The organism is Neobacillus paridis (assembly GCF_016765675.1).
Taxonomy (GTDB): domain Bacteria; phylum Bacillota; class Bacilli; order Bacillales; family Cytobacillaceae; genus Neobacillus; species Neobacillus paridis.
On the sequence record NZ_JAESWB010000045.1, the window covers coordinates 167,632 to 190,598 of the forward strand.

At 42.4% G+C, this 22,967-nt stretch carries 22 protein-coding genes and 1 riboswitch; of the genes, 7 read left to right on the plus strand and 15 right to left on the minus strand.

Annotation, left to right across the window (positions count from 1 at the left end):
- Positions 1-319 precede the first annotated feature (319 nt).
- Together JK635_RS05185 and JK635_RS05190 are read right to left on the minus strand one after the other, a co-directional pair.
- Positions 320-1,234: a pseudouridine-5'-phosphate glycosidase gene (locus tag JK635_RS05185; RefSeq protein ID WP_202652920.1), complete on the minus strand. Its 915-nt coding sequence runs from the start codon at positions 1,232-1,234 to the stop codon at positions 320-322.
- Positions 1,231-2,325, minus strand: coding sequence for a carbohydrate kinase (locus JK635_RS05190; protein WP_202652977.1), 1,095 nt, complete (start codon positions 2,323-2,325; stop codon positions 1,231-1,233). The genes JK635_RS05185 and JK635_RS05190 overlap by 4 nt, the downstream gene beginning before the upstream one ends.
- 366 nt (positions 2,326-2,691) lie before the next feature.
- On the opposite strand from JK635_RS05190, the gene JK635_RS05195 reads away from it, so the two are divergent.
- The gene (locus JK635_RS05195) at positions 2,692-3,228 is read left to right on the plus strand and encodes a ribonuclease H-like YkuK family protein (RefSeq protein WP_202652978.1); all 537 of its coding nucleotides are present in this window, start codon (positions 2,692-2,694) and stop codon (positions 3,226-3,228) included.
- 115 nt (positions 3,229-3,343) lie between these two features.
- Here the strand turns inward: JK635_RS05195 and JK635_RS05200 are convergent, their stop codons facing one another.
- The 10 genes from JK635_RS05200 to JK635_RS05245 form a co-directional block, all read right to left on the minus strand.
- Positions 3,344-4,297, minus strand: a complete 954-nt coding sequence (locus tag JK635_RS05200; protein WP_202652921.1) for a siderophore ABC transporter substrate-binding protein — start codon at positions 4,295-4,297, stop codon at positions 3,344-3,346.
- 19 nt (positions 4,298-4,316) lie between these two features.
- Positions 4,317-5,078 (minus strand): iron ABC transporter ATP-binding protein, encoded by a 762-nt coding sequence (locus JK635_RS05205; protein WP_202652922.1) that lies wholly within the window; start codon positions 5,076-5,078, stop codon positions 4,317-4,319.
- Positions 5,078-6,025: an iron chelate uptake ABC transporter family permease subunit gene (locus tag JK635_RS05210; RefSeq protein ID WP_202652923.1), complete on the minus strand. Its 948-nt coding sequence runs from the start codon at positions 6,023-6,025 to the stop codon at positions 5,078-5,080. Before JK635_RS05210 ends, JK635_RS05205 begins: the two co-directional genes overlap by 1 nt.
- Positions 6,018-6,968 (minus strand): ABC transporter permease, encoded by a 951-nt coding sequence (locus JK635_RS05215; protein ID WP_202652924.1) that lies wholly within the window; start codon positions 6,966-6,968, stop codon positions 6,018-6,020. The genes JK635_RS05210 and JK635_RS05215 overlap by 8 nt, the downstream gene beginning before the upstream one ends.
- A 305-nt stretch (positions 6,969-7,273) precedes the next feature.
- Entirely contained in the window at positions 7,274-8,266 is a 993-nt protein-coding gene (locus JK635_RS05220) for a DUF418 domain-containing protein (protein WP_202652925.1), read from the minus strand.
- Positions 8,267-8,529: 263 nt separating this feature from the next.
- Complete coding sequence (gene scpC, locus JK635_RS05225) at positions 8,530-10,044, minus strand: succinyl-CoA:acetate CoA-transferase ScpC (RefSeq protein ID WP_202652926.1); 1,515 nt, start codon at positions 10,042-10,044, stop codon at positions 8,530-8,532.
- 212 nt (positions 10,045-10,256) lie between these two features.
- Positions 10,257-10,901 (minus strand): LytTR family DNA-binding domain-containing protein, encoded by a 645-nt coding sequence (locus JK635_RS05230; RefSeq protein ID WP_202652979.1) that lies wholly within the window; start codon positions 10,899-10,901, stop codon positions 10,257-10,259.
- Between the two features lie 158 nt (positions 10,902-11,059).
- Positions 11,060-11,671 (minus strand): methyltransferase, encoded by a 612-nt coding sequence (locus JK635_RS05235; RefSeq protein ID WP_202652927.1) that lies wholly within the window; start codon positions 11,669-11,671, stop codon positions 11,060-11,062.
- Positions 11,672-11,750: 79 nt separating this feature from the next.
- Complete coding sequence (locus JK635_RS05240; RefSeq protein ID WP_202652928.1) at positions 11,751-13,121, minus strand: RsmF rRNA methyltransferase first C-terminal domain-containing protein; 1,371 nt, start codon at positions 13,119-13,121, stop codon at positions 11,751-11,753.
- A 138-nt stretch (positions 13,122-13,259) separates the two neighbouring features.
- Complete coding sequence (locus JK635_RS05245; protein ID WP_202652929.1) at positions 13,260-14,459, minus strand: MFS transporter; 1,200 nt, start codon at positions 14,457-14,459, stop codon at positions 13,260-13,262.
- A 218-nt stretch (positions 14,460-14,677) separates the two neighbouring features.
- A riboswitch (Lysine riboswitch) is annotated at positions 14,678-14,857 on the plus strand.
- A 213-nt stretch (positions 14,858-15,070) separates the two neighbouring features.
- On the opposite strand from JK635_RS05245, the gene dapA reads away from it, so the two are divergent.
- A complete protein-coding gene (gene dapA / locus JK635_RS05250) occupies positions 15,071-15,946 on the plus strand; it encodes a 4-hydroxy-tetrahydrodipicolinate synthase (RefSeq protein ID WP_202652980.1) in 876 nt (291 codons plus the stop codon).
- 71 nt (positions 15,947-16,017) lie between these two features.
- Here dapA and cyoE read toward each other — a convergent pair whose 3' ends face one another.
- Positions 16,018-16,959: a heme o synthase gene (gene cyoE, locus JK635_RS05255; protein WP_202652930.1), complete on the minus strand. Its 942-nt coding sequence runs from the start codon at positions 16,957-16,959 to the stop codon at positions 16,018-16,020.
- Positions 16,960-17,274: 315 nt separating this feature from the next.
- Here cyoE and JK635_RS05260 point away from each other — a divergent pair, with 315 nt between their 5' ends.
- The 5 genes from JK635_RS05260 (at position 17,275) to JK635_RS05280 (ending at position 21,839) form a co-directional block, all read left to right on the plus strand.
- Positions 17,275-18,450, plus strand: coding sequence for an acyl-CoA dehydrogenase family protein (locus JK635_RS05260; RefSeq protein ID WP_202652931.1), 1,176 nt, complete (start codon positions 17,275-17,277; stop codon positions 18,448-18,450).
- Between the two features lie 155 nt (positions 18,451-18,605).
- A complete protein-coding gene (locus JK635_RS05265) occupies positions 18,606-19,463 on the plus strand; it encodes a transporter substrate-binding domain-containing protein (RefSeq protein ID WP_202652932.1) in 858 nt (285 codons plus the stop codon).
- A gap of 179 nt (positions 19,464-19,642) precedes the next feature.
- Entirely contained in the window at positions 19,643-20,350 is a 708-nt protein-coding gene (locus JK635_RS05270) for an amino acid ABC transporter permease (protein ID WP_202652933.1), read from the plus strand.
- Positions 20,351-20,362: 12 nt separating this feature from the next.
- On the plus strand, positions 20,363-21,064 hold the full coding sequence (locus tag JK635_RS05275; RefSeq protein ID WP_202652934.1) for an amino acid ABC transporter permease: 702 nt from the start codon (positions 20,363-20,365) through the stop codon (positions 21,062-21,064).
- Between the two features lie 19 nt (positions 21,065-21,083).
- Positions 21,084-21,839 (plus strand): amino acid ABC transporter ATP-binding protein, encoded by a 756-nt coding sequence (locus JK635_RS05280; RefSeq protein WP_202652935.1) that lies wholly within the window; start codon positions 21,084-21,086, stop codon positions 21,837-21,839.
- A 97-nt stretch (positions 21,840-21,936) separates the two neighbouring features.
- Here JK635_RS05280 and JK635_RS05285 read toward each other — a convergent pair whose 3' ends face one another.
- Positions 21,937-22,830, minus strand: a complete 894-nt coding sequence (locus JK635_RS05285; protein ID WP_235887895.1) for a DMT family transporter — start codon at positions 22,828-22,830, stop codon at positions 21,937-21,939.
- Positions 22,781-22,918: a hypothetical protein gene (locus JK635_RS05290; protein WP_202652936.1), complete on the minus strand. Its 138-nt coding sequence runs from the start codon at positions 22,916-22,918 to the stop codon at positions 22,781-22,783. The genes JK635_RS05285 and JK635_RS05290 overlap by 50 nt, the downstream gene beginning before the upstream one ends.
- Between the last annotated feature and the right edge of the window lie 49 nt (positions 22,919-22,967).

The window sequence follows — 22,967 nt, forward strand, 5'->3', positions numbered from 1 at the left end:
ATGGACAGTTTTTTGGCATGCTGGAACGAAGGCTGTTTGTTCAATCCCATTTAAAAGGAGGCCTTCTTCCCATTTTAAAAAAACTTATCCCAGGCAATTTACTTCCCTGAGGATGCAGCTTGCTGGAAAAGGTTTCTTCTTTTATTGAAAAAAGATCAAGAGTTCAAATCTAAAATTTCGATTAAGTAAATGAACATGCAAAAAAGGTTGGTCCATCTAGGGTCAACCTTTTTCTCTAAAAAGATCCGGCCCTCAAACCGGAGCCAGACCTTTCTTTAAGACTTTTTTATTCTTCTGTCATTTAGTTCTAATCCATTTTTCATTTTAATGATGCTAGGTTTACGGCGATTTTCGCTCCTAGAACAGCGTTATTTTTTACGAGGGCAATGTTCGATTCCAGGCTTTTGCCGCCGGTTAGTTCTTTTACTTTAGCTAAGAGGAATGGCGTTACTTCTTTTCCGGAAATATGCTGTTCTTCTGCTTCTTTAAGGGCTGTTTCGATGACGTCCGTGATCGTTTTTTCATCCATTGCGTGTTCTTCCGGGATTGGATTGGCAATGACTGCACCGCCTTTAAGGTGTAAATCCCATTTCGTTTTCAACGTGTTGGAAATGGTCTCAACATCATCCGCCCGGAAGTTAACTGCAAATTTACTTGAACGGGTATAGAACGCCGGTAGGACATCCGTTTGGTAACCAATCACTGGTACGCCTTTTGTTTCAAGGTATTCCAGCGTTAAGCCCAAATCTAAAATCGATTTTGCCCCGGCACAAATAACCGCTACATTTGTTTGGGCCAATTCTTCTAAATCGGCGGAGATATCCATGGTTGTTTCGGCTCCGCGATGGACACCACCAATGCCGCCAGTAACAAAAATATGAATGTCGGCCAGTGCCGCACAAATCATTGTTGCCGCGACCGTTGTTGCCCCTAATTTTTTCGTTGCCAATAAATAGGCTAAATCACGGCGGGATGCTTTCGCAACACCGCTGCTCTTACCGAACATTTCAAGTTCCTCGTCAGATAAACCAATCTTAATCTTCCCATCAACAATCGCGATGGTTGCTGGAACTGCTCCGTTGTCACGAATAATTTGTTCCACTTCACGGGCTGTCTGGACATTTTGCGGATATGGCATACCATGCGAAATGATCGTGGACTCCAGTGCTACAATAGGTTGCCCTTGCTCTTTTGCTTTTTTGACTTCTTCGGATAATGCAATATATTCCTTCATGATAATTCCTCCATGTCTAGTTGTAATTGTGCTGCTGATAAATCTTGACGTACGGTAAAAGTTGATTCAAGTGTTTTTGTGGCATTTATCGTCCCGGCTTTAGCAATCTCGATTAAATTTTTCCCCTCAAGCCATGAGAAGATCACTGCCGCAGAGAAGGCATCACCCGCACCTGTCACATCCACGACTTCAGTTTGAATAGCGGGAACATGAAAAATCCCTTCCTTTATATTGCCAATCATGGCACCGTTTTTGCCATTCGTAATCACGACATTGTCAATCCCTTGTGAAAGCCATTTTTCAACTGCCTGCTGCCACTCTGCTTGATTGGAAATAGTCCTATTGAAATAGGTTTCCGATTCATCCCGGTTTGTAATTAACCAGGTGACGCCGTTTAAATCATCAGGCAGCCGCTCCATTTTCGGGGAAGAAACCGGGATTAACACAAGTGGTCTTTCATGTTTTTTCGCAAAATAAGATAAAAATTGAAGCGTTTCTTTTGGACAGTTCAAGTCGGCAACAATGCATTTTGCCCGGTCTAACAATGCGACTTGTTTTAACAGCAGTTCCGGGGTCAATGACTCGTACACTTCCATATCTGCTAAGGCAATGATCATTTCCCCGTCAGTATCTAAAACCGCGGTATAGGAGCCTGTCGCCATCCCTGGAAGTTTCGCCACTTGGTCGAGATTCATATATAATTTCGATGATTCCTCAATGAAGAACCAGTCACTGTCTGCACCACAAGCAGTTATTAATGATACTTCCTGCCCGAGCCGTCCCAGATTTTCAGCAATGTTTCGGGCAACGCCGCCCACGCTTTTGACTGAGCGGATTGGATTGGATGTACCCAGTTTCGCCTTATTTTTCACTTGGAATTTCCGGTCCAAATTCGCGCCGCCGATACAAACAATTTGCTGCGATTCATTTAAAATATAGGCTCTGCCTAAAATATGACCTTTTTTCGTTAGTCCTGAGATCAAATTGGCGACGGATGGACGGGATAACCCGACTGCTTCAGCGAGCTCCTGCTGTGAAATATAGGGGTTCTTACGAATTAAATCATAAATCAACTGTTCTTTCTCAGTCATTCGTTCAGACAAACTTTCACCTCCCTCAAAATTAAACTATTGTTTATTTTATAAACTTATGTTTAAATTTTACCCCCTAAAAGCCTGCCTGTCAACTCATATCTGTACCGTTAACTTTAAACAAAAGATCAAAATGGATTTGGTAAAACCGGCCCGCGGGGGGATTATCTGGTAAACGTTACAAATAAATTGAGACTTCAACTCAGTGTGGGTTGTTATCACCCCATCACCCTATAAAATCAATAAGCAAGTGCTTCAAGTTCATGCACTCATTTCCGATTGCACGCCAATTCATCATTTCCCATAAAATAGAATAAAATTTAGAAGAAGTCTTCCGCGTGAAGGGAAAGATGTGGTGTTTTGATGATGAAAAATCCCGAGCCTCGCCGTCATGTTTTTAAAAATCTTCAAGAGAACGGGATGCCATTTGAACTAGTGTTTACACGGATTACTGAGTTTATGAAGGCAGACCCGTGTGGTAATTTCCGCCTTATGGTGGGAACCGACTCCCAAGTCCATAAACTGCATACGGTATTCATTACAGGAATTGTCATTCAAAATGAAGGTAATGGAGTGTGGGCATGCATTAAAAAGGTGATTGTCCCCCGTAAAATGACCCAGCTGCACGAGCGGATTTCCCTTGAATTATCATTTACCGAGGAAATCGTGGCATTGTTTACCGAGGAGAGAAAACAAGAGCTTATTGAAATCGTCTTGCCTCACATTTACCAAGGGGCTACCTTCACGATAGAGGGACACATCGACATTGGTGCCGGGAAAAGAAACAAAACGAGCGAATTCGTCAAAGAAATGGTCACCCGAATGGAATCCATGGGTGTTGCGCCGAAAATTAAACCGGACGCCTTTGTCGCTTCAAGCTACGCCAACCGCTACACAAAATAACCTAAAGCAGGTATTCAAAAAGTGCAGCAAATTCTCCAAAAAACGGAAAAATGTCCACGTGGGGTGGACATTTTGACCTTTTTGTATTTTTAGGGTGTCAGGCACCATTATATTTTTAAAGAGCAGCTTCGATTTCGTCTGCCATGAGTTTGACGGATTTTAGGCCGCCGCCGCTGAGGTACCAGGTGTCGGCGTTTAGGTAGATGATTTTGCCGTTTTTATAGGCGTTTGTTTTCTTGACCAGGTCGTTCTCAATCGTTTGTTTGGCGCTGGAATCGCCCCCGATTGCGACGTTACGGTCAATCACAAACAAGACATCGGGATTTTTTTCCATAATGTATTCAAAGGTAATACTCTGACCATGTGTGGAAACTTCAATATTTTTATCAGCTGCTCCAAACCCAAATACATCATGGATTAACCCAAAGCGGGAACTTGGTCCATAAGCGCTGACTTTTCCTTCATTCGCCATCACAATTAAAGCCTTTTTATTAGCTTCAGAAGCTTCTTTATTCACTTTATCAACGGTTCCCTCAATATCTTTCAATTTTGCTGCAACCTGGTCTTCTTTATCAAAGATTTTGCCAATCAGTTTCATATTTTTTTCAAAAGAATCCATGTAATGGCTGTAATCAAAGTCGATATATACTGTCGGAGCAATCTCGGCAAATTGGTCATATAATTCTGCCTGCCGATTTGAAATAAATATAACATCCGGTTTCAATGAATGGATTGCCTCAAAATCAGGCTCCTTCAGGCTGCCAACATTCGTATACTTCTTATCACTATATTTTTCTAAATACTTAGGAACAGTTGTCTGAGGAACACCTGTAACTTCAACTCCCAATTCATCAAGAGTATCTAAAATTCCAAAATCAAAAACAACTACCTTCTTTGGATTTTTTTCCACAACGGCCTCACCGTATTTATGTTCCACTGTCATTTTCCCGGCAGATTCTCCATTTCCTGATGCCTTTTCCGTCTTGCCTTCCTCCTTCGATGCACCGCCACAAGCCGCAAGCACAAGGACAATTGAAAAAATAATACTTACTAAACTCCACTTTTTCATCGATTATCTCCCCTAAAAATTATGAATTAAAATAAACACAGATACGGCAGCCATCCATTTTTTGAATGGGAATGTCCATATCGTAAATTTCCTTCAATGCTTCAGATTGAATAATTTCCTCAGTTGGTCCATTTTTGACCACTCGGCCATCCTTCATTGCGACAATCCAGTCCGAATAAACGGATGCAAAATTTATATCATGCAGGACAATGACCACCGTTTTTCCCAGTTCATCAACAAGCCTCCGTAAAATCTTCATAATCTGAACGGAATGTTTCATATCCAAGTTATTTAGCGGTTCATCAAGCAAAATATAATCAGTATCCTGGGCAATGACCATCGCAATAAACGCCCGCTGCCGCTGACCTCCTGACAATTCATCCAAATAGCGCTCCTGCAACTCGGTTAAGTGCATATATTCAAGCGACTGGTCGACAATCTGTTCATCCTCATCCGTCAGCCGCCCTTTGGAATAAGGAAAGCGGCCAAAGGAAACAAGCTCACGGATCGTCAGTCTAACGTTCATATAATTGGACTGTTTTAAAATCGACACCTTTTTAGCAAACTCATTTGATTTCATCTTTCGGGCATCGGCCTTATCAATCAGCACCTCTCCCGTATCAGCATCGAGCAGCCGGCTCACCATTGAAAGTAACGTCGACTTCCCTGCCCCGTTCGGTCCAATGAAAGAGGTTATTTTTCCCGGCTGAATCGTCACCGACACATCCTCTACAACTGCCTTTTTCCCGTAAAACTTTGACAGTGAAACGACTTGAATCATTAAGCATTCCTCGCTTTCAATAGTAGGTAGATGAAATACACACCGCCGACAAAGTTGATAATGACACTTAATGTGGTAGAAAAAGAAAATACCCGTTCAACCACCCACTGCCCGCCAACCAGCGCAATGATGCTCATCACCACCGCACCGCTAATCAGCGTCCGATGCTTATAAGTTTTGAAAAATTGATAGGACAGATTGGCGACGATTAAGCCAAAGAAAGTAATCGGGCCGACAAGTGCTGTGGAAATCGAAATAAACACAGCGACGATCATAAGCATCTGTTTGACGACGGCGTCATAGGGCACCCCTAAGTTAATGGCAGTCTCCCGTCCCAGTGAAAGCACATCTAAATATTTCACATAGCGCCAGGCGAAAATGGTTACAACGACAACAATTCCCGCGGACAACCAAACCAAATCTGAGTTGATATTATTAAAACTGGCAAACATCCGGTCTTGGACAATCTGAAACTCGTTCGGATCGATCAATACTTGAAAGAATGTCGAAATGCTCGAAAAAAACGTCCCGACAATAATGCCGACAAGCAATAAAAAGTAAATCTGCTGACCGGCCTTTTTAAACAAAAAGCGATATAGCAACAGGGAAAACACAATCATGACGGCAACCGAGATCAAAAAATTAATTTGTTTATTGACTGCCATCAGATGGTCAGACCCAAGAAAGAAAATCATCAATGTTTGTAAGAGCAAATAAAGTGAATCTAATCCCATAATGCTGGGGGTTAAAATTTTATTATGGGTAATCGTTTGAAAAACAACGGTCGCATAGGCAATGGTAAAGCCAGTTATCACCATGGCAATGACTTTTACGATACGCCTTGGCAATGCATAATCAAAACTTCCGTTTAAATCATGAAACAGGTAGATGGCACAGCATCCTGCAGCGATCAATGCAAGAAGGGCCAGTTTCATCGAATTACGCATATCTTTTCCTCCGGAACAACAAATATAAAAAAATGCCGCTTCCGATGACACCGACCATGAGACTGATCGAAATCTCATAGGGGTAAATGATTACCCTGCCAAGAATGTCACAAATGAGAAGGAAAATAGCACCAAGCAGTGCCGTATGCGGTAAGGTTTTTTTCAAATGATCTCCTTTAAAAATCGAGATAATGTTAGGAATGATTAAACCAAGAAATGGGATAATCCCAACAGTTAAAACAACAGTTGCTGTGATCAGTGCCACAAGAATCAAGCCAATATTCACAATTCGCCGGTAAGCAAGTCCGAGATTTTTCGAGAAATCCTCCCCCATTCCCGCTATGGTAAAGCGGTTGGCATAGAAATAGGCAATGATAATAATCGGAACACTTATGTAGAGTAATTCATAGCGGCCTTTCATGATCATCGAAAAATCACCCTGGAGCCATGCCGACATATTTTGAATTACATCTGCTTTGTAGGCAAAGAAGGTTGTTACCGAAGACAAAATATTGCCAAACATCAACCCTACAAGCGGAATGAATATTGCATCTTTAAACTTGATGCGGTCAAGGATCTGCATGAATAGAAAGGTCCCGGCAAGGGCAAAGGCAAAAGCAACCGCCATTTTTTGGAGCATTGATGCGTTCGCAAATACCAGCATCGAGACGAGTATTCCCAGCCTCGTAGCATCTAATGTCCCAGCTGTAGTCGGCGAAACAAACTTGTTTCGGCTTAGCTGCTGCATAATTAGTCCTGCAATGCTCATTCCAGCTCCAGCAAGCAAAATCGCGATAAGCCTTGGCAGCCGGCTAATTAGGAATATTTGGGTGTCCTCTGACTGGAGGTTCAACAAATCCAATGGTGATACAGTGCTTACTCCTACGAACAAAGAGGCAGCCGATAATACCAATAATCCCAGCAGTAAATATTTCATCTTCATAGCTTCCCAACACTTCTCTTTTTGGCTAATAAAAAGGTATAAAATTTTTCCAAATTTTATACTTTCCTTTGTCGCATAAATTCAACTACGCCTCATGAACCGTCCTTAAGGGCTCGCCAGTCAACGAGTTTTCATTTAAGCTTTTTATCAGTGATATTGAAAATCATTATCATTTAACCTTACGATTTTGATTATATCATCCTTGTATTTTAAGTCAATGCTAATTGAGAATTTTTATCATTTAATTTTCTGGATTTTTAGTAAACGGAGAAGAGATCTCAAAAGTTCCACCAATGAATCGCTAATTATTGACGCATTGGTGGAATTTCCCGGTAGGTTATCATCCGCCACAGCCATTCAATCGGACCGAAACGGAAATACCGCAGCCATACACAGCTGAAAATAAGTTGGATAATATAGATAGCGAGGCAAAGATTGAGAGATTGCAGGTAGGTAATGTTGCCAAATAAATGAAACCTATTCCCCAAGAGTAATATGAACACAGTTTGGCAGAGATAGTTTGTCAAGGCCAGCCGCCCATAACTTTTTAATGGGGATAACAATTTTTGAAAAAAGGAAAATCGCAAAAGTAATACCAGCAGGCCAGCATAAAAAGCAGACACAAGTGGACCAATAGCAATTCCGATACTAAAAAAGCGCTCTGTTTGCAAACTTATGGCTTCCGACTTCATGCCAAACTGTGTCGGAGCATAGTAGGCTTGATAGGATATGCCAACGACACCTAATAAGAACATCATTACTGTAAAAACGGCTGTCTTTTTTAACGGAATATTTTCAAAGATGCGATACTGCCCCGCGGCAACTCCTAATAGCATCAGCGGTACCACCATAAAGATTTTTATCGAAAAAAGGGCTAAGAAGAAGAGCATGATCCCCCCGAATATAAGATTCATTACTTTGTTGGCTTTATAAAAGGGCAAGATTATCAAGCCGGAAATGGCATACACTGTCAGTGCTTCCCCCGGGTGAAACTTTACATGAACAAGACCGATTAAGAAAAGGACGGCAATCCGCCTTAAAAATAGAACATAACCATTCTTTCCCCTGGCATTAGCCCGTGTGATGAAGATATAGAACCCAATCCCAAATAAAAAGGTGAAAATTGTATAGAAGCGGCCTTCTACAAATAAATACAAAAATTTCCAATATAAAAAATCGGTAGAATCTGAAGCTGGCTGACGAATCTCCAACAACGGTCCCACATTCACCAAAATAATCCCCATTAACGCAAAGCCGCGCAAATAATCAAGGATATCAATTCGTTTATTCAGATCCATTGTCTGCACCTCCCACGGTCCCCCAACACCATAACTATTCTTCACACTGTTTATTTAAAGATACTAAAATCTCTGTTAAATTCAATAGCATGATAGCACATTCCTTCTTCCATCACACTTAGTATCTAGCATCGCGGATCGAATCAGAGGCTAATGATCATTTGATTAGCTAACCTCTTACAGCAAAAAGCGCTTTGATCCCCCAATCAAAGCGCTTTTCTCTATATTTTATTTCTCCCATTATAGAATAGCTAATAAAACAATTAAACCGTTGCTGTTACTGACTGCAGCATTGTCCCTGTGTTCGCGAAGTTAATGTGCCAGGATAGGGCTTTTTCCAACACATGTGGTGTTTGACCGCCCCTCGTAAGAGCCTCTTGGTAATATTCCCGCAGCTGCTCACGGTACATTGGGTGAGCGCAGTTCTCAATAATTAGTTCTGCCCGCTCTCTAGGCGCTAACCCGCGTAAGTCGGCATATCCTTGCTCCGTCACAATGACATCGACATCATGCTCCGTATGGTCAACATGCGAAACAAATGGAACAATACTAGAAATCTTCCCGCCCTTTGCCATCGACTTAGTCACAAAAATAGCCAAACGTGCATTACGGGCGAAATCCCCTGAACCGCCAATGCCATTCATCATTTTTGTCCCTAAGACATGTGTTGAGTTCACATTTCCGTATATGTCTAATTCCAATGCTGTATTAATAGAGATCAATCCGAGACGGCGAATAATTTCCGGATGATTGGAAATCTCCTGCGGCCGCATCAATATTTTATCACGGTATTTATCAAAGTTTCCGAATACCTGTTTCATTTTTTCCTCAGAAAGAGTAAGCGAACAGCAGGAGGCAAAATTCACCTTGCCGGCATCAATTAAATCAAATACCGCATCCTGTAACACTTCCGAATACACATCTAAATCTTCAAACTCTGATTCCAGCATGCCATGAAGAACGGCATTTGCTACCGAACCAATTCCCGATTGAAGCGGGGCGAGACGCTTTGTCAGCCGGCCGGCTTCCACTTCTTTACGTAAAAAGTTGATTAAGTGATTGGCCATAATAAATGTTTCTTCATCAGGCGGTACGATCGTCGAAGGAGAATCAAGCTGATTGGTAAATACGATGCCTTTGACCTTGTCAATATCCACTGGAATTCCAATCGTACCTATCCGATCATCCGGCTTGGTTAATGGAATCGGACCTCTTTCCCCCTGTTTTCCCGGATCATACAAATCATGCAATCCTTCTAGGTTCACTTGATGTGCCAAATTCACCTCAATAATAATTGCTTTTGCATTCAAAGCAAACGATAAAGAGTTTCCAACCGATGTTGTTGGAATCACCATTCCATCCTCTGTAACTGAATACGCTTCCAAAATCGCAAAATCAACCGGCTCCATTACCCCCGCACGGACCAGTTCTGCTGTATGCGACAAGTGCTGATCAACAAACAACATTTCCCCATTGTTAATTTTTTTTCGCATTGTTGGATCGGCTTGAAATGGAAGTCTTTTTCCCAGAATCCCCGCCTCTGCAAAAAGCTTGTCCACATCCGAACCTAACGAAGCCCCTGTATAGACATTCACTTTAAAAGACTCTGTTTCAGCACGTTTCACCAGCGCAAATGGCACCGCTTTCACGTCACCCGCACGTGTGAATCCGCTCAACCCCAGAGTCATTCCGTCTTGAATCCATGACGCCGCTTCTTCCGGCGACACAACACGATCCAAGAGCCGCTTATCGCGAATCCGTTCGTATTTATTTTCCATATTCCATCCCTCTCCCAAAATATGAAATTACATTAATTTTACCTTAAATAACTTATTAATTAGGGATTTCTGGGATATATTACGTAAAATTAAGACAAAGCAGCATTTTTTTCTTCTAAAGCAGAATGATTTAATTTAATAGTTTTATAATTTAGAATCATCACATTACTACAAGCTTTCCAGGCAATATAGATGAGCCAGAGAAAAATCGATTAAAACCCTAACAGCCTGCGAAAATAACTTGAATATGACTGGCTTACAGGAACTCGGTCGCCATTATCCATTGATAGAATAAAGGTAGAGTGAGTATCAGGGAAAATCTCCTTAATATGATTGACATTCACAATAAAGGAACGATGGCAGCGGATAAAATAATCCTTCGGTAAGACAAACTCAAATTCCTGCAGCGAATATTTATGTGTCCCACAGTGCTCGTTCGTGTGGACATAGGTCTTTTTTTCCTTCGATTCAAGATAGATTACTTGTGAAAATGGCAAGGGGATCCAGCCATCATCTGTCTTTAGGGTAACAACCAATTTTCCGTTTGTCAGCGCAGGGAAGATCGCCGTCACACAGCCCTCAAGCTTTCCCGTATGAAAAAGCGGGACTGCCATCCCATGATAAGGAACCCCAAAAACGTCCCGATTGATGAACTCCGACACCTTTTGCTTCGAATGGATCGCTTTATAAGCAATCGTCCCTTCCCTTAAAGGATCACCGGGGCGAATCTTCAAATCAATCCGCTTGCTAGGCCGATAGTAAATATACTCATAGGTGTTCGAAACGGCAAGCGAAATTTCTTCCGAAAAAAGTTCACTAATCACATCCAAAAGCGAAACAACCGTAATACTTTCCAACACTATACACCTCCACTTTAGTGTCAACGTCGGTATCAAGCACCAATCTCCAACACCACTTTACGATATCAGCACAAGCATAGGTATGATAAACAAGGCCAAAAAGATCATGGCGGCGGTCAAATGGAATTTTCTGCGGAACCCTCCAGACAGCCCGGCTACCCAAGCCGGTAGATTAGAAATCTTTCATTTGCATCCCGTAAATATTCGTGTGGCAGTACGATCTCCTTTTTCAATTCAAAAGGGCTATCGTTTCCCAAATAAAAAATATAATCCTCCGAAGGATAGTACAAAATTAATTCAGCACTCCGCTCACATTCCTCAACTGAGTTCAATACATTGTTAATGATACTCCTAAACACCTGAATGGAAAATGGATTAAAAAAATAAAAACGGTTATCCATTGGGTCAATTTTATATTCCTCTGCCAAACAGCAGTAAAACTGCAGCCTTTGTAAATGATTCTTGGTTTTTCTCGCATACGCTTCGCGGTTGTCAAGCGCCTTCCTGTACAATATTTCATTCATTTCAATCCCGGCTGCTGAGGCATGAAAAAAATAATGAATGTAAAAAACTAACCGTCCCTTGCCGCAGCCAAAATCAACCACCCGGTCGGTTCGCGTTACTTCGTAGTTTTCAAACAATACCTCAAGGGCACCATATGGTGTTGGCTCGTACGGGTAGTAACGGAAGGGTTTTGGTGCCGGCCCTTCCATTCTGTCTCCTTGTGTTTGGATGCCCAACAATTGATCATAATAATGTTCCTTCATCAAAAAGCTCCTAACAAGCAGGATCTATTTATAGTAGATCCCTGCTCTTCCAATTTAATTCCGGACATCGCTGCTTTTCTTACACAGACGCCCATCTCAAACCTTTTGGATAATGGTTTTTCAGTACCTGATCAGATACTTTTCCCCAACCCAGCGAATAGCCGTCAACGTCTACCAAGTACCAACCTTTTGGACCATTTGCTGACAGCGATTCACCTTTTAAATAAGCTAAGACATCAAGGGAATCCTTGCTCAAGCTCCAGCGATATTGGACCTGTTCGCTTGTCAAGGCAAGTGCCAAAGCATGTGACGGTTCAAAGCGATTTTTCTTGATTGTCCCCAAATGCCAGCCCGGCCTCACTACCTTAAGCTTTTCCAATGCCAACATCTCTTTCGGTACGAGATATAATTGGTCCCCAAATAACAGGAATTCACCCATAGGTACTTCCGATAGATGCTCCTCGGCAAACCGAAGATAACTTTTTAACAGCTTGGGGTCGGACATTGGTTTAACATATTTCCGCTTTCCCGGTTCCTCTCCGTCTGTCCTCCTTAACACTGCAACATAGTGCCCCTCACCTTGCAGCTGATGCGGCCAAAGCCTGAACGTCTTTTCAATTCCCACAGCCGGGTCTTCCACCCATTCCTTTCGGCCGCCGCTAAATCCTTGATATCCCTGAACCGCTTCGATTTCAAAATGGTGCTCCTGCTGTAAAAATTGGCTGATGACTCCTTCATTTTCTTCTGGTGCAAAGGTGCAAGTCGAATAAACAAGCCGGCCCCCCGGCCGAAGCATCGCCGCTGCCTGCCGTAAGATATCAAGCTGCCGTACCGCACACTGCTTAACACTGGCTAAACTCCATTCTGTGCGGGCTTCCGGGTCTTTGCGGAACATCCCCTCACCGGAGCATGGCGCATCCACCATTACCCGGTCAAAATAGGCTGGAAATCTTTCTGCCAAACGAGCCGGCGCCTCATTGGTGACGACAGCATTTTTTATTCCCATTCGCTCCACATTTTGCGATAAAATCCTTGCCCGTGAAGGAATGATTTCATTTGTTAATAAAAAGCCCTGCTGGCCCATTTTTTCAGCAATATGAGTTGTTTTGCCGCCAGGCGCCGCACACAAATCCAACACCTTTTCTCCCGGCTGGGGGTCGAGAAGCTCGGCAGCCGCCATCGCACTTGGCTCCTGCATATAATATAGCCCTGCTTCATGGTAAGGATGCTTACCCGGCCGGTCGGCAGCACGATAATAAAAGCCTTTTCTTGTCCAGGGGATTTTAGTGATAGAGAAAGGATTGATTTTTTCAAAATCAGCAAGTGAGATCTTTAAGGTATTCACCCTCAGCCCCTGAGCTTTAGGATGATCATAACTGTTGATAAATGCATCGTATTCACTTTTTAGCAGGACCTGCATTTTCGCGGTAAAATCCTTGGGCAGTTCCATGTTGGCTCACCTCGAATCATTTCAGTCTTTGTCAATCCATATAGTAAACTTTTTTAAAAAAATTTGCCAATCAGAAAAACAAGCTTCCCGTGCTGGGCCAACAGCAAAAAAGTAGCAGCCCCATCAAGGATGCTGCAATCATTTCACCTGCACATTTTTTACCGGAATGGAGGATAACTTGACCGATAATGGAAAGGCACAGAAGAGCAGGACAAGAATAAAACCAATGACTCCCTCCCAGCCAAAATGTGTCCAGAAGAATCCTCCGGTTGTCCCAGCTAAGCTTGAACCGCTATAGTAAAAAAACAAATACAAGGAGGACGCCTGGGCTTTTTCCGTTTTCGCCCGTCGTCCCACCCAGCTGGAAGCAATGGAGTGAGAACCAAAAAAACCAAATGTAAAAATCGCAATCCCAATAATTTTTATCGCTAATGGAGCGGAAAGTGTCAGTACCGCCCCAATGACCATAATAATCAGACCAAGCCACAATACTTTCTTACGGCCGTGCTGATCAGACAGCCGTCCCATCCAAGTAGAACTGAATGTTCCCATTATGTAAACGATAAAAATCCAGCCGACGATCGTTTGGCTTAATCGATAGGGCGGGGCCAACAGCTGAAAACCGATATAATTATATAAGGTAACAAAGCTGCCCATTAAAATAAAAGCAATACCATATAAACATAACAGCGCCGGGTCACGCAAGTGCCGGAACATAGACGTAAATAGATTCTTAAATTTTAGCGGCTTTGAGGTGAAATATTTAGAGTTTGGCAGATTCAGCCAGAACCAAATACTGAGGATTAAACTGATGACCCCGATACTTCCCATGGCAATCCGCCAGGAAAAAAAGTCCGTCACCGAACCGGTAATAATTCGCCCTGCCATCCCGCCAATGGAATTCCCGCTAATATATAACCCCATCGCGACGCCTAAACTATTGGGATCTACTTCTTCACTCAAATAGGCCATCGCTATCGCCGGAAGCCCGGCAAGAACAATCCCCTGCAATATGCGAAAGCCGATTAGTGAACCGAAATTTAGGCTGAAGGCGGTAAAGATAACAATTAACGATGACAGCAATAATGAAACGGACATGATCATTTTTCGACCCCATGCTTCCGACAATGAGCTGGTGATCAGCATTGAGACCGCCAGTGTAAAGGTGGTAACCGATAGTGTCAAACTCCCTGCAGCCGCGGAAATATCAAATTCCTTGGTAAAAATCGGCATTAACGGCTGTACATCATAAAGAATTGAAAATGTGATAAATCCCCCGGCAAACAGTGAAAAATTTGCTTTCCGAAATGCTGATGTCCCTTGCTGCAGCTTACTCATTCCTGAACCTTCCCTCTAACAGTTTTTCCTTTTATCACTTTACTCCCCTACAGTGTAAAATACAAATATTGAGACCGTCGTAACCATAAAGTAATTCTCTGAATATCCAAATTTTTCACTATTTACTGTTTATCAGTTTCATAGGTTCCTTGATTTTCCAATGATAATCTGTTATATTACATATAATTACATATTTTCTTACTTCAATAACCTTTTGAAGTGAGGATAGAGGCGCAGAGACCATTAGTACTCAATTCGAGGATAATGAGGTCCTAGGAAAATTGAGGAAAGGGGGATTTGCCGAAGTATCAAGAAACTCATTGTTCTTGATGCTGGTTCTGCTGCTGAACAAGCACAGAATTGTCATATAGGAAACTATATGGAGGGCTATCTCACGCATGGGAACTTAAGTTTTTAAAATGTTTCTATTGCAGCAGCGAGGATCCCCTTCACTGCTGCTTTTTTGCGTTGATTTCATACGGCCTGACCACCTCTATTTTTAATGAAAACTCGCCGATTGGCGAGCCTTTAAGGCGGTTCATGAGGCGTAGTTGCAGAATAGGAAAGTTTAACTTTCCTATCGGCTAAAAAAATGAAAAAGGGTGAGAATGATGAAATTTGGCCAAGTATTAACCGCTATGGTCACACCATTTGATCAACAGGGTAAGGTAGATGTTAACGCTGTAAAAAACTTAGTCAATCACTTAATTGCCAATGGGACAGACGGATTAGTCGTGTCCGGGACAACCGGGGAGTCCCCAACTCTATCGACTGAAGAAAAAGTAGAGTTATTTAAATTGGTCGTGGAGACAGCCGCCGGAAGAGTGCCGGTCATTGCTGGAACCGGCTCCAATAACACCTATGCATCCATTGCACTGACCAGGAAGGCAGAGGAAGCCGGTGTTGACGGAATTATGCTGGTGGTTCCGTATTACAATAAGCCTTCTCAAGAAGGACTTTATCAACACTTTAAAACGATTGCCAAATCAACAGCTTTACCAATCATCCTTTATAATATCCCAGGTCGGACTTCTGTAAACATGTCGGTGGAGACCATCGTCTGCCTGTCACAAATTGAAAATATCGTTGCTGTTAAAGAAGCGAGCGGTAATCTAGATGCGATGGCGGAAATCATCAGCCGGACATCGGATGATTTCCTGCTGTTTAGCGGCGACGATGCCCTAACCATCCCCGTCCTATCGATTGGCGGAGCAGGAGTGATTTCCGTTGCTTCGCATATTATTGGGAATGAAATGCAAGAAATGATCAACCTATTTAAGAGCGGTGATGTTCGAGGCGCCGCTGCGGCTCATCGTCGTTTGCTGCCGCTTATGAAGGGCTTATTTGCTGCTCCAAACCCCACTCCGGTAAAAGCAGTATTAAATATGAGCGGCATTCCGGTTGGCGGTGTTCGCTTGCCATTAGTGCCTTTAACCGAGGAAGAGGAGCAAGCACTGCGCCGTCTGCTTCCAGGGGTCACAGTTTAGTTTTCCTATTATCTTAAAAAAGAGGCGGTCCCAAGCAATGGTGTCAGGCACCATTTAGGACAGCCTCTTTTTTAATGAAATACCGGTAAAGTCAGGACAATCGCCATGAGAAACAAAATGGTAATATAATTGACCGAACATAGGAACATCACATTCGCCCATTTCTTGTCATCCCTTGTGAAGAAACCGTAGATGCTGACAGCTAACCAGCCAACATTCATCAACGTTGCCAAAACTACGAAGGGAATCCCCAGAGCCCCGAGATAAAATGGCAGGGGCAGAAGACAGGCGATATAAACGGCCATTTGCCGCTTCGTCATCGCAAATCCATAAACAACCGGAAGCATTGCAACTCCCGCTGCTTTATATTCATCATATTTTTTCATCGCAATCGCAAATGTATGCGGCATTTGAAAAACAAAAATGATCAAGGCCAGCATAATCGGAACGATATGCCCACTTGGTTCAACAGCTGACCAGCCAATCAGTGGCGTTACTGCTCCTGAAATGCTGCCAATTACTGTATTCAATGTATACCTTCGTTTCGACCACATTGTATACAAGATACAGTAGGTAAACCAGCCAATAAAAGCATAAACGACTGCCTCCCAAGTAGTAAACAGCAGTAGCCCAAAACCAAGGAGTGTCAGCAAAATCCCCAAAATAAGGACAGCTTTAAGCGAAAAATGCCCCGTTACTGTCGGTCGCTTTTTCGTTCGTTCCATAATCGAATCGATATCAACATCGTACCAATTATTAAACGCAAGCGCCCCAGCCATTACCAACGTACTGCCAGCAAATGTCAAGAAAAACAGTGACAAATGCTCACTAAAAGAGGCGCCGCTGAAATAAATCGCCAGCCAAAATCCGGTAATTACGGGCAAGGCATTTGCAAGTAAAACCGGCCCTTTAAACAATAATTTTATATCAGAAACAAAAGCAGAAATATCTCGTTTATTACCCAGGGCCGCCTTGACATCCATTCGTGGAGATGCAAAGGTTTCTTCTCTCATTCATTTCTCTCCTCCCTGATGGTGTTGAAAAATCTAATATTATTTTATCATAATAATGAATATAATTAACCAATTGAGACTAAGTTTCATTAATTTTCCTTTTGCGAACCCAACTTTAATTTAGCTATCTTGGTATCAGACTCATTAATTATCAATACTATAACAATGAAACTGCCCATACAGACGTTAACTACGAGGCTAATATTCCGAATTATTATAAAAATCAATTAAAACTCTTGACAGTTTTATAAACCTTAGCTAATATTATCCAATAAATCCAATCGGAATTATACACTTTTATAAAGGGGTCGTAATGTGAATAATCTATTCGTTAAAACAGCAAACCAACGAAAATGGGTCGATAGATTGAAAAAGAATGAAACAGTGTTTCATAAAAGAGGCATTATCGCTGATGACCTGGCTATCTTCCCAGAAGAAAATATTCATGATCTGGTGAAAATGGGTTATTCGAGTATCACACTTCCGAAAGCCTATGGCGGTGAAGGATTAAAAGTTTACGACATGGTCCTTTTTCAAGAAAAGTTGGCCAGCATTGATCCCAGCACTGCCCTCTCAATAGGCTGGAGCCTCGGGGTAACCGGAGAAATTTTTGAAAAAAAACTGTGGTCTAAAGAGAACCTGCAATTTTTCGCAACAGAAATCCTTAACGGCGCATTGGTCAACAGGGCTGTCAGCGAAGCCCAGACAGGCAGTCCGACAAGAGGCGGCCGCCCCGGAACAAGCGCAGTTAAAAAAGATGGCGCCTGGATCCTCAATGGTCGAAAAATCTTCACCACGATGTCACCTGTCTTAACCTATTTTCTTACCTCTGCGTGGATTGAAGAAAAACAAAGAGTGGGCTTTTTCCTTATTCATCAAGATACTCCCGGGCTTTCCATTGATGAAACATGGGATGTGATTGCGATGCGGGGAACCGGCAGTCATGACCTTGTGTTGAATAACGTAAGAGTGGATGAAGCAAAACTGGTGGAGCTTCCGGAATTACCTAGCGGCGCCGCCATCAACGGCTGGATCCTGCACATCCCGGCCTGTTATCTCGGCATCGCCCAGGCGGCCCGTGATTATGCTGTCCATTTTGCTAATCATCATTCACCAAATAGTTTAAACGGGCCCATCAGTCAGCTGCCAAACGTTCAACAGCTGCTAGGCGAGATTGACCTGGAACTAATCAATGCCCGACATCTCATTTATAGCGTAGCAGCCGCATATGATGACGAGACACAGCGGGACTTGCTTACAAATGAACTTGGTGTGGTGAAGCATGTGGTCACCAATTCGGCCATTTCCATTGTGGATAAAGCGATGAGGGTTGTCGGAGCAAAAAGCTTGCAGCGATCGAATCCATTGCAGCGATATTATCGGGATGTAAGAGCCGGACTGCATAACCCGCCTATGGACGATATGACGATAAAAAAATTGGCCTTGACCGCTATCGAACAAGAAAAAAGCAAATCAGCCGAGCAGGTGTAGTTCTTAGCACCTGTTTCAAAGAAACGGTCTCTTAACTTTTAGGAGGGGCCCTTCTTGCCACAGAAGGGCACTTTTCGGGATTAAAACCAAGTATTCACATAGATCAAATATACAAACTAGTATTTAAAAATATTTATATACAAAGGGGTATGGAAATGAAAACTAGAAATTTTTTTAAAGCAGCAATAACTGGGCTTGCGTTAATGACGCTTTTGGCTGGCTGCGCCAACAGTTCAGCATCATCTGATAACAGCGATTCAAAGGTTCGAAAAGTAAAGGTAGCATTTGATCAGGCTTCAAAACCAATTTCCTATTTGGATGAAAACGGCAAACCGACTGGTTATGACGTTGAAATGATGAAACAGGTCGATGAATTGCTACCAGACTACGAATTTGAATTCGTCGGTACATCCAGCGATGACTTATTGTTGGGTGTGGAGCAAGGGAAGTATCAAGTTGGGGTTAAAAATGCCTTCTGGACAAAAGAAAGAACTGAAAAGTTTATTTATCCAAAAGAATTCCTTGGCCTAAGCAGTGCCGGACTTGTATTAAAGAAAAAGAATGAAAACATTAAATCACTCAAGGACTTCGCTTCAGCGGGATTAACCTTAGCGCCAATTGCTGCAAACAATGCGCAATATACGATTATTGATGAATACAATCAAGCTAATCCAAATAATAAGGTAAAGCTTAAGGCTGGGGATTCGTTTACCGTGGATGTCGTTCAATGGGTCAACGAAGGCCGGGTTGACGGCGGCGTCATGATCGAAGGACCGTTTAAACAACAAGTTCTCGACAAAAATGGCCCCTATTATAAATTGAAAAATGAAGTTATCTATAATGAGTTCGCCGTTATCAAAACATGGCCGCTATTTAATAAAAAAGAACAAAAATTCGCCGATGCCTATGATCAAGCCGTGAAAAAGTTAAAAGAACAAAAGAAACCAAATGAACTAAGCAAAAAATTCTACGGCCGCGATTTATTCGAAGTATTGGATACAGTCAAACGGTAATGAATGGTGTTAGTAATGAGTGGTGTCAGGCACCACTCGTGGACAAATGTCCGTGTGGAGTGGACAGTTTGTGAAGTTATCACATACTTATATCTAGTTGTCATTCAACTAGTCTCCTTTTTCATGGTGTCTGACACCATTTCCCTGCGATTATTACAATGAAAAGTTGGGGGTAAAACATGGAGAAATATTTTAACGCCAGCTATATATGGGAGTCATTTCCTATGTTACTCCCTTATGTTAAAGTAACCTTCCTGGTTGCCGGTTTGTCGGTTCTGTTTGGTACACTGCTCGGCTTTATATTGGCTGCAATGAAAATTGGAAATAACAAGGTTGCCCGAAAAATCGCCAACGCCTATATAACAGCATTACGGTGTACACCATCGATTGTCCTGCTTTTTTTAGTTTATTATGGTTTGCCGGCTTTGGCGGAAAACTTTGGTTTACTGCTCGATAATGTCGATAAACTGTTTTTTATTGTCATTACGTTTTCACTGCAATTTGCCGCAGCCATGGCAGAGGTGATCCGTTCTGCCTATCAATCTATCGATAAAGGACAATTTGAAGCGGCGGTAAGTGTCGGACTTAGCAATTTCCAAGCCTACCGAAGAATTGTTTTTCCGCAAGCCCTTGTTGTCGCCTTGCCAAATTTCGGCAACAGTTTATTGGAATTAATCAAAGAGGGCTCATTGGCCTATACCATAGGGCTAATCGATGTCATGGGAAAAGCCAGCCTGATAATCGACGGCAGATTTAATGCCCACGCACTCGAAACCTATATCGCCCTATCGGTCATTTATTGGGTAATCTCAATCGTGATCGAACAAGTCTTCTTCAAATTAGAAAAAATCTTTAGCAAAGGTAAGCAAGTCATTAAGACAACATAAGGTGGTGACAGAGTGGATTTTAAGTTTTTGGTGGATACTTTTTTTGTCGCATTATCAGGTGTACCCACAGCACTAATTATTACAATTATCTCGCTGCTCATTGCCCTGCCGCTTGGCTTTTTACTTGCCTTAACGAGGATTAATCAAATTCCCGTCCTGCAGCGGTTTGCCCAAGTGTATGTTTCGTTTATCAGAGGAACGCCTGTCATTGTCCAAATCTTTATTGTTTATAGCAGTGTCCCGTTATTTTTAACATCCATTTTTGAAAAATATCATATTGATAAAAATGTTTATGATATCAATCCGATTTGGTATGCCTTTATCGTGTTTTCCATTAATACGACGGCCATCATGATAGAAATTTTCCGTTCAGCTATCAGCACTGTCAGCAAAGGTCAGCTGGAGGCGGCCTATTCCGTCGGCTTAACCAATGTGCAGGCATTGCGGCGGATCATCATCCCTCAAGTCCTGGTTACGGCCCTGCCCAATATTTGTACCGCCACCGTCAATCTGATCAAAGCCACATCACTGGGGTATGCGATGTCACTGCAGGAAATCACGCTCCGGGCAAAAGTAGCGGCAAATGTCGGCTACAACTATGTAGAGGCGTACATCGATATTTTTCTAGTCTACCTGATTTTATGCAGTTTAGTAGAATATCTTTTTAAACGTTATGAAAAACGCTTAAGCAAATATAAAATCGCACATGCCTAAATGAAACTGGAGGCAGAAAATGTTAGAGATTAAAAACATTCATAAATCATTTGGTCAAAATGAGATTTTAAAAGGGGTAGATTTACAAATTGATAAAGGGGATGTAGTCGTCATCCTTGGCCCCAGCGGTTCCGGAAAGACAACCCTGCTACGCTGTATCAATTTCCTCGAAAAAGCGGATGAAGGCTATGCCAATTTCGGTGATATCAATGTTCATCTAAAAACGGCATCGAAAAAACAAATTCATGTGATCCGGCAAAAAACCGCTTTTGTTTTTCAAAACTATAATCTGTTTAACAATAAAACAGCGCTCGAAAATGTAACGGAGGGGCTGATCATTGGCAGAAAGGTTCCGAAAGCTGAAGCAGCTGAAATTGGCAAAAAAGCATTGGATAAAGTCGGTCTGTCGGAAAAATACGACGCTTATCCGAGCCAATTATCCGGCGGACAGCAGCAGCGGGTTGGCATCGCCAGAGCTGTAGCCCTTAATCCGGATATCATCTTATTCGATGAACCGACCTCTGCCCTTGATCCCGAGCTGGTCGGCGAGGTGTTAACCGTCATGAAGAACATTGCCAAAGAAGGCACGACGATGCTGGTGGTCACCCATGAAATATCGTTTGCCCGAGATGTTGCCAATCGAGTCGTGTTTATGGATGGCGGAATGATTGTAGAAGAAGGGCCGCCAAACGAAATTTTCTCCAATCCGAAAGAAGAGCGGACAAAGCAATTCCTCAAAAGAGTATTGCCGGAGGATTATATCTACTATATTTAAAAAAATTCCTGAGGCCGTCCTGAAAGAGATAGTGTCAAACACCACAGAAAAAAACCTGTTTTGTGGTGCCTGACACCAAGAAGGACCGCCTCATTTTTTAAGCATTACTATTGTTCAACCTGTTTACCCTTACTTCCATTCTTTCACTTAAATAGGTGGATCCTAGAATAAGGAGCCCCCCCAATATTTGCAGCATGCCCATGTTCTCGCCTAGAATAACCGCCGCAAAAATAACCGCTGACACTGGGTCCAGATAGCTTAACACCGCAATAGTCTGCCCTTTTAAATCCTTTATCGAAGTAAAATAAAGAAAATAGGCAATGCCCGTATGAAGAATACCGACGATTAAAATAAACAAAATCGACTGTCCGTTAAGGCCTGAAAAATCAAGCTGGTCCCTAAATAGGACATAAGGAAACAACACAATACTTGCGATGATTAATTGAATCACCGTTGTCTCAAAGCCTGGCAAGTTTTTAATAAATTTATTGATTAGCACGACACTTGCATAGAGGGCCGCCGCCGACAAGCCATAAAGAATTCCGACTGCATTGTTTCCTGAAGCACCGCCGCTTGTCCCTCCGAGGTTGACTAAAAACAAGCCGATCATTGCTGTGATAATACTGATGACATGAAACCTCGCCAATTTTTCCTTTAGCACAAAAGGCGCGGCGATCATCACAAAAATAGGGGCGAAGTAATAGCTTAATGTTGCATTAGAAACGGTTGTATAACGATAAGCTTGGAACAGCAAAATCCAATTGAAGCCGATCGCCGCTCCAGACAGAATTAACAGCAGCGCGTTTTTCCTGATCGCTTGCAACGAAATCTTTTGTTTTATCAGCATACTTGCACCGAGTAAAAATAAGCTTCCGATGACTCCCCGGAGCAAAGCAATTTCGCTGGATGACAGATCGATATTTTTGACAAATATCCCAATGCTACCCCATATCAGCATCGCTGTTAATATCTTTATCTTCCCTCTCACCATTAATCCCCCTGTCTCCATTGAAAATCTTAGGTATAATTTTAGAATATTCATAGTTAAAAAGAAACCCCGAAGCTTCCATAGTTTTCATGGACTTAACTCCTGAATATGTATATAATTATAGGGTTTTTTAATTATTT

What these genes read in the sequence shown, in the direction of transcription:
- JK635_RS05185 (WP_202652920.1), bottom strand. Translation starts at nt 1,234, where the DNA reads ATGAAGGAATATATTGCATTATCCGAAGAAGTCAAAAAAGCAAAAGAG.
- JK635_RS05190 (WP_202652977.1), bottom strand. Translation starts at nt 2,325, where the DNA reads ATGACTGAGAAAGAACAGTTGATTTATGATTTAATTCGTAAGAACCCC.
- JK635_RS05195 (WP_202652978.1), top strand. Translation starts at nt 2,692, where the DNA reads ATGAAAAATCCCGAGCCTCGCCGTCATGTTTTTAAAAATCTTCAAGAG.
- JK635_RS05200 (WP_202652921.1), bottom strand. Translation starts at nt 4,297, where the DNA reads ATGAAAAAGTGGAGTTTAGTAAGTATTATTTTTTCAATTGTCCTTGTG.
- JK635_RS05205 (WP_202652922.1), bottom strand. Translation starts at nt 5,078, where the DNA reads ATGATTCAAGTCGTTTCACTGTCAAAGTTTTACGGGAAAAAGGCAGTT.
- JK635_RS05210 (WP_202652923.1), bottom strand. Translation starts at nt 6,025, where the DNA reads ATGCGTAATTCGATGAAACTGGCCCTTCTTGCATTGATCGCTGCAGGA.
- JK635_RS05215 (WP_202652924.1), bottom strand. Translation starts at nt 6,968, where the DNA reads ATGAAGATGAAATATTTACTGCTGGGATTATTGGTATTATCGGCTGCC.
- JK635_RS05220 (WP_202652925.1), bottom strand. Translation starts at nt 8,266, where the DNA reads ATGGATCTGAATAAACGAATTGATATCCTTGATTATTTGCGCGGCTTT.
- scpC (WP_202652926.1), bottom strand. Translation starts at nt 10,044, where the DNA reads ATGGAAAATAAATACGAACGGATTCGCGATAAGCGGCTCTTGGATCGT.
- JK635_RS05235 (WP_202652927.1), bottom strand. Translation starts at nt 11,671, where the DNA reads ATGAAGGAACATTATTATGATCAATTGTTGGGCATCCAAACACAAGGA.
- JK635_RS05240 (WP_202652928.1), bottom strand. Translation starts at nt 13,121, where the DNA reads ATGGAACTGCCCAAGGATTTTACCGCGAAAATGCAGGTCCTGCTAAAA.
- JK635_RS05245 (WP_202652929.1), bottom strand. Translation starts at nt 14,459, where the DNA reads ATGAGTAAGCTGCAGCAAGGGACATCAGCATTTCGGAAAGCAAATTTT.
- dapA (WP_202652980.1), top strand. Translation starts at nt 15,071, where the DNA reads ATGAAATTTGGCCAAGTATTAACCGCTATGGTCACACCATTTGATCAA.
- cyoE (WP_202652930.1), bottom strand. Translation starts at nt 16,959, where the DNA reads ATGAGAGAAGAAACCTTTGCATCTCCACGAATGGATGTCAAGGCGGCC.
- JK635_RS05265 (WP_202652932.1), top strand. Translation starts at nt 18,606, where the DNA reads ATGAAAACTAGAAATTTTTTTAAAGCAGCAATAACTGGGCTTGCGTTA.
- JK635_RS05270 (WP_202652933.1), top strand. Translation starts at nt 19,643, where the DNA reads ATGGAGAAATATTTTAACGCCAGCTATATATGGGAGTCATTTCCTATG.
- JK635_RS05280 (WP_202652935.1), top strand. Translation starts at nt 21,084, where the DNA reads ATGTTAGAGATTAAAAACATTCATAAATCATTTGGTCAAAATGAGATT.
- JK635_RS05285 (WP_235887895.1), bottom strand. Translation starts at nt 22,830, where the DNA reads ATGGTGAGAGGGAAGATAAAGATATTAACAGCGATGCTGATATGGGGT.
- JK635_RS05290 (WP_202652936.1), bottom strand. Translation starts at nt 22,918, where the DNA reads ATGAAAACTATGGAAGCTTCGGGGTTTCTTTTTAACTATGAATATTCT.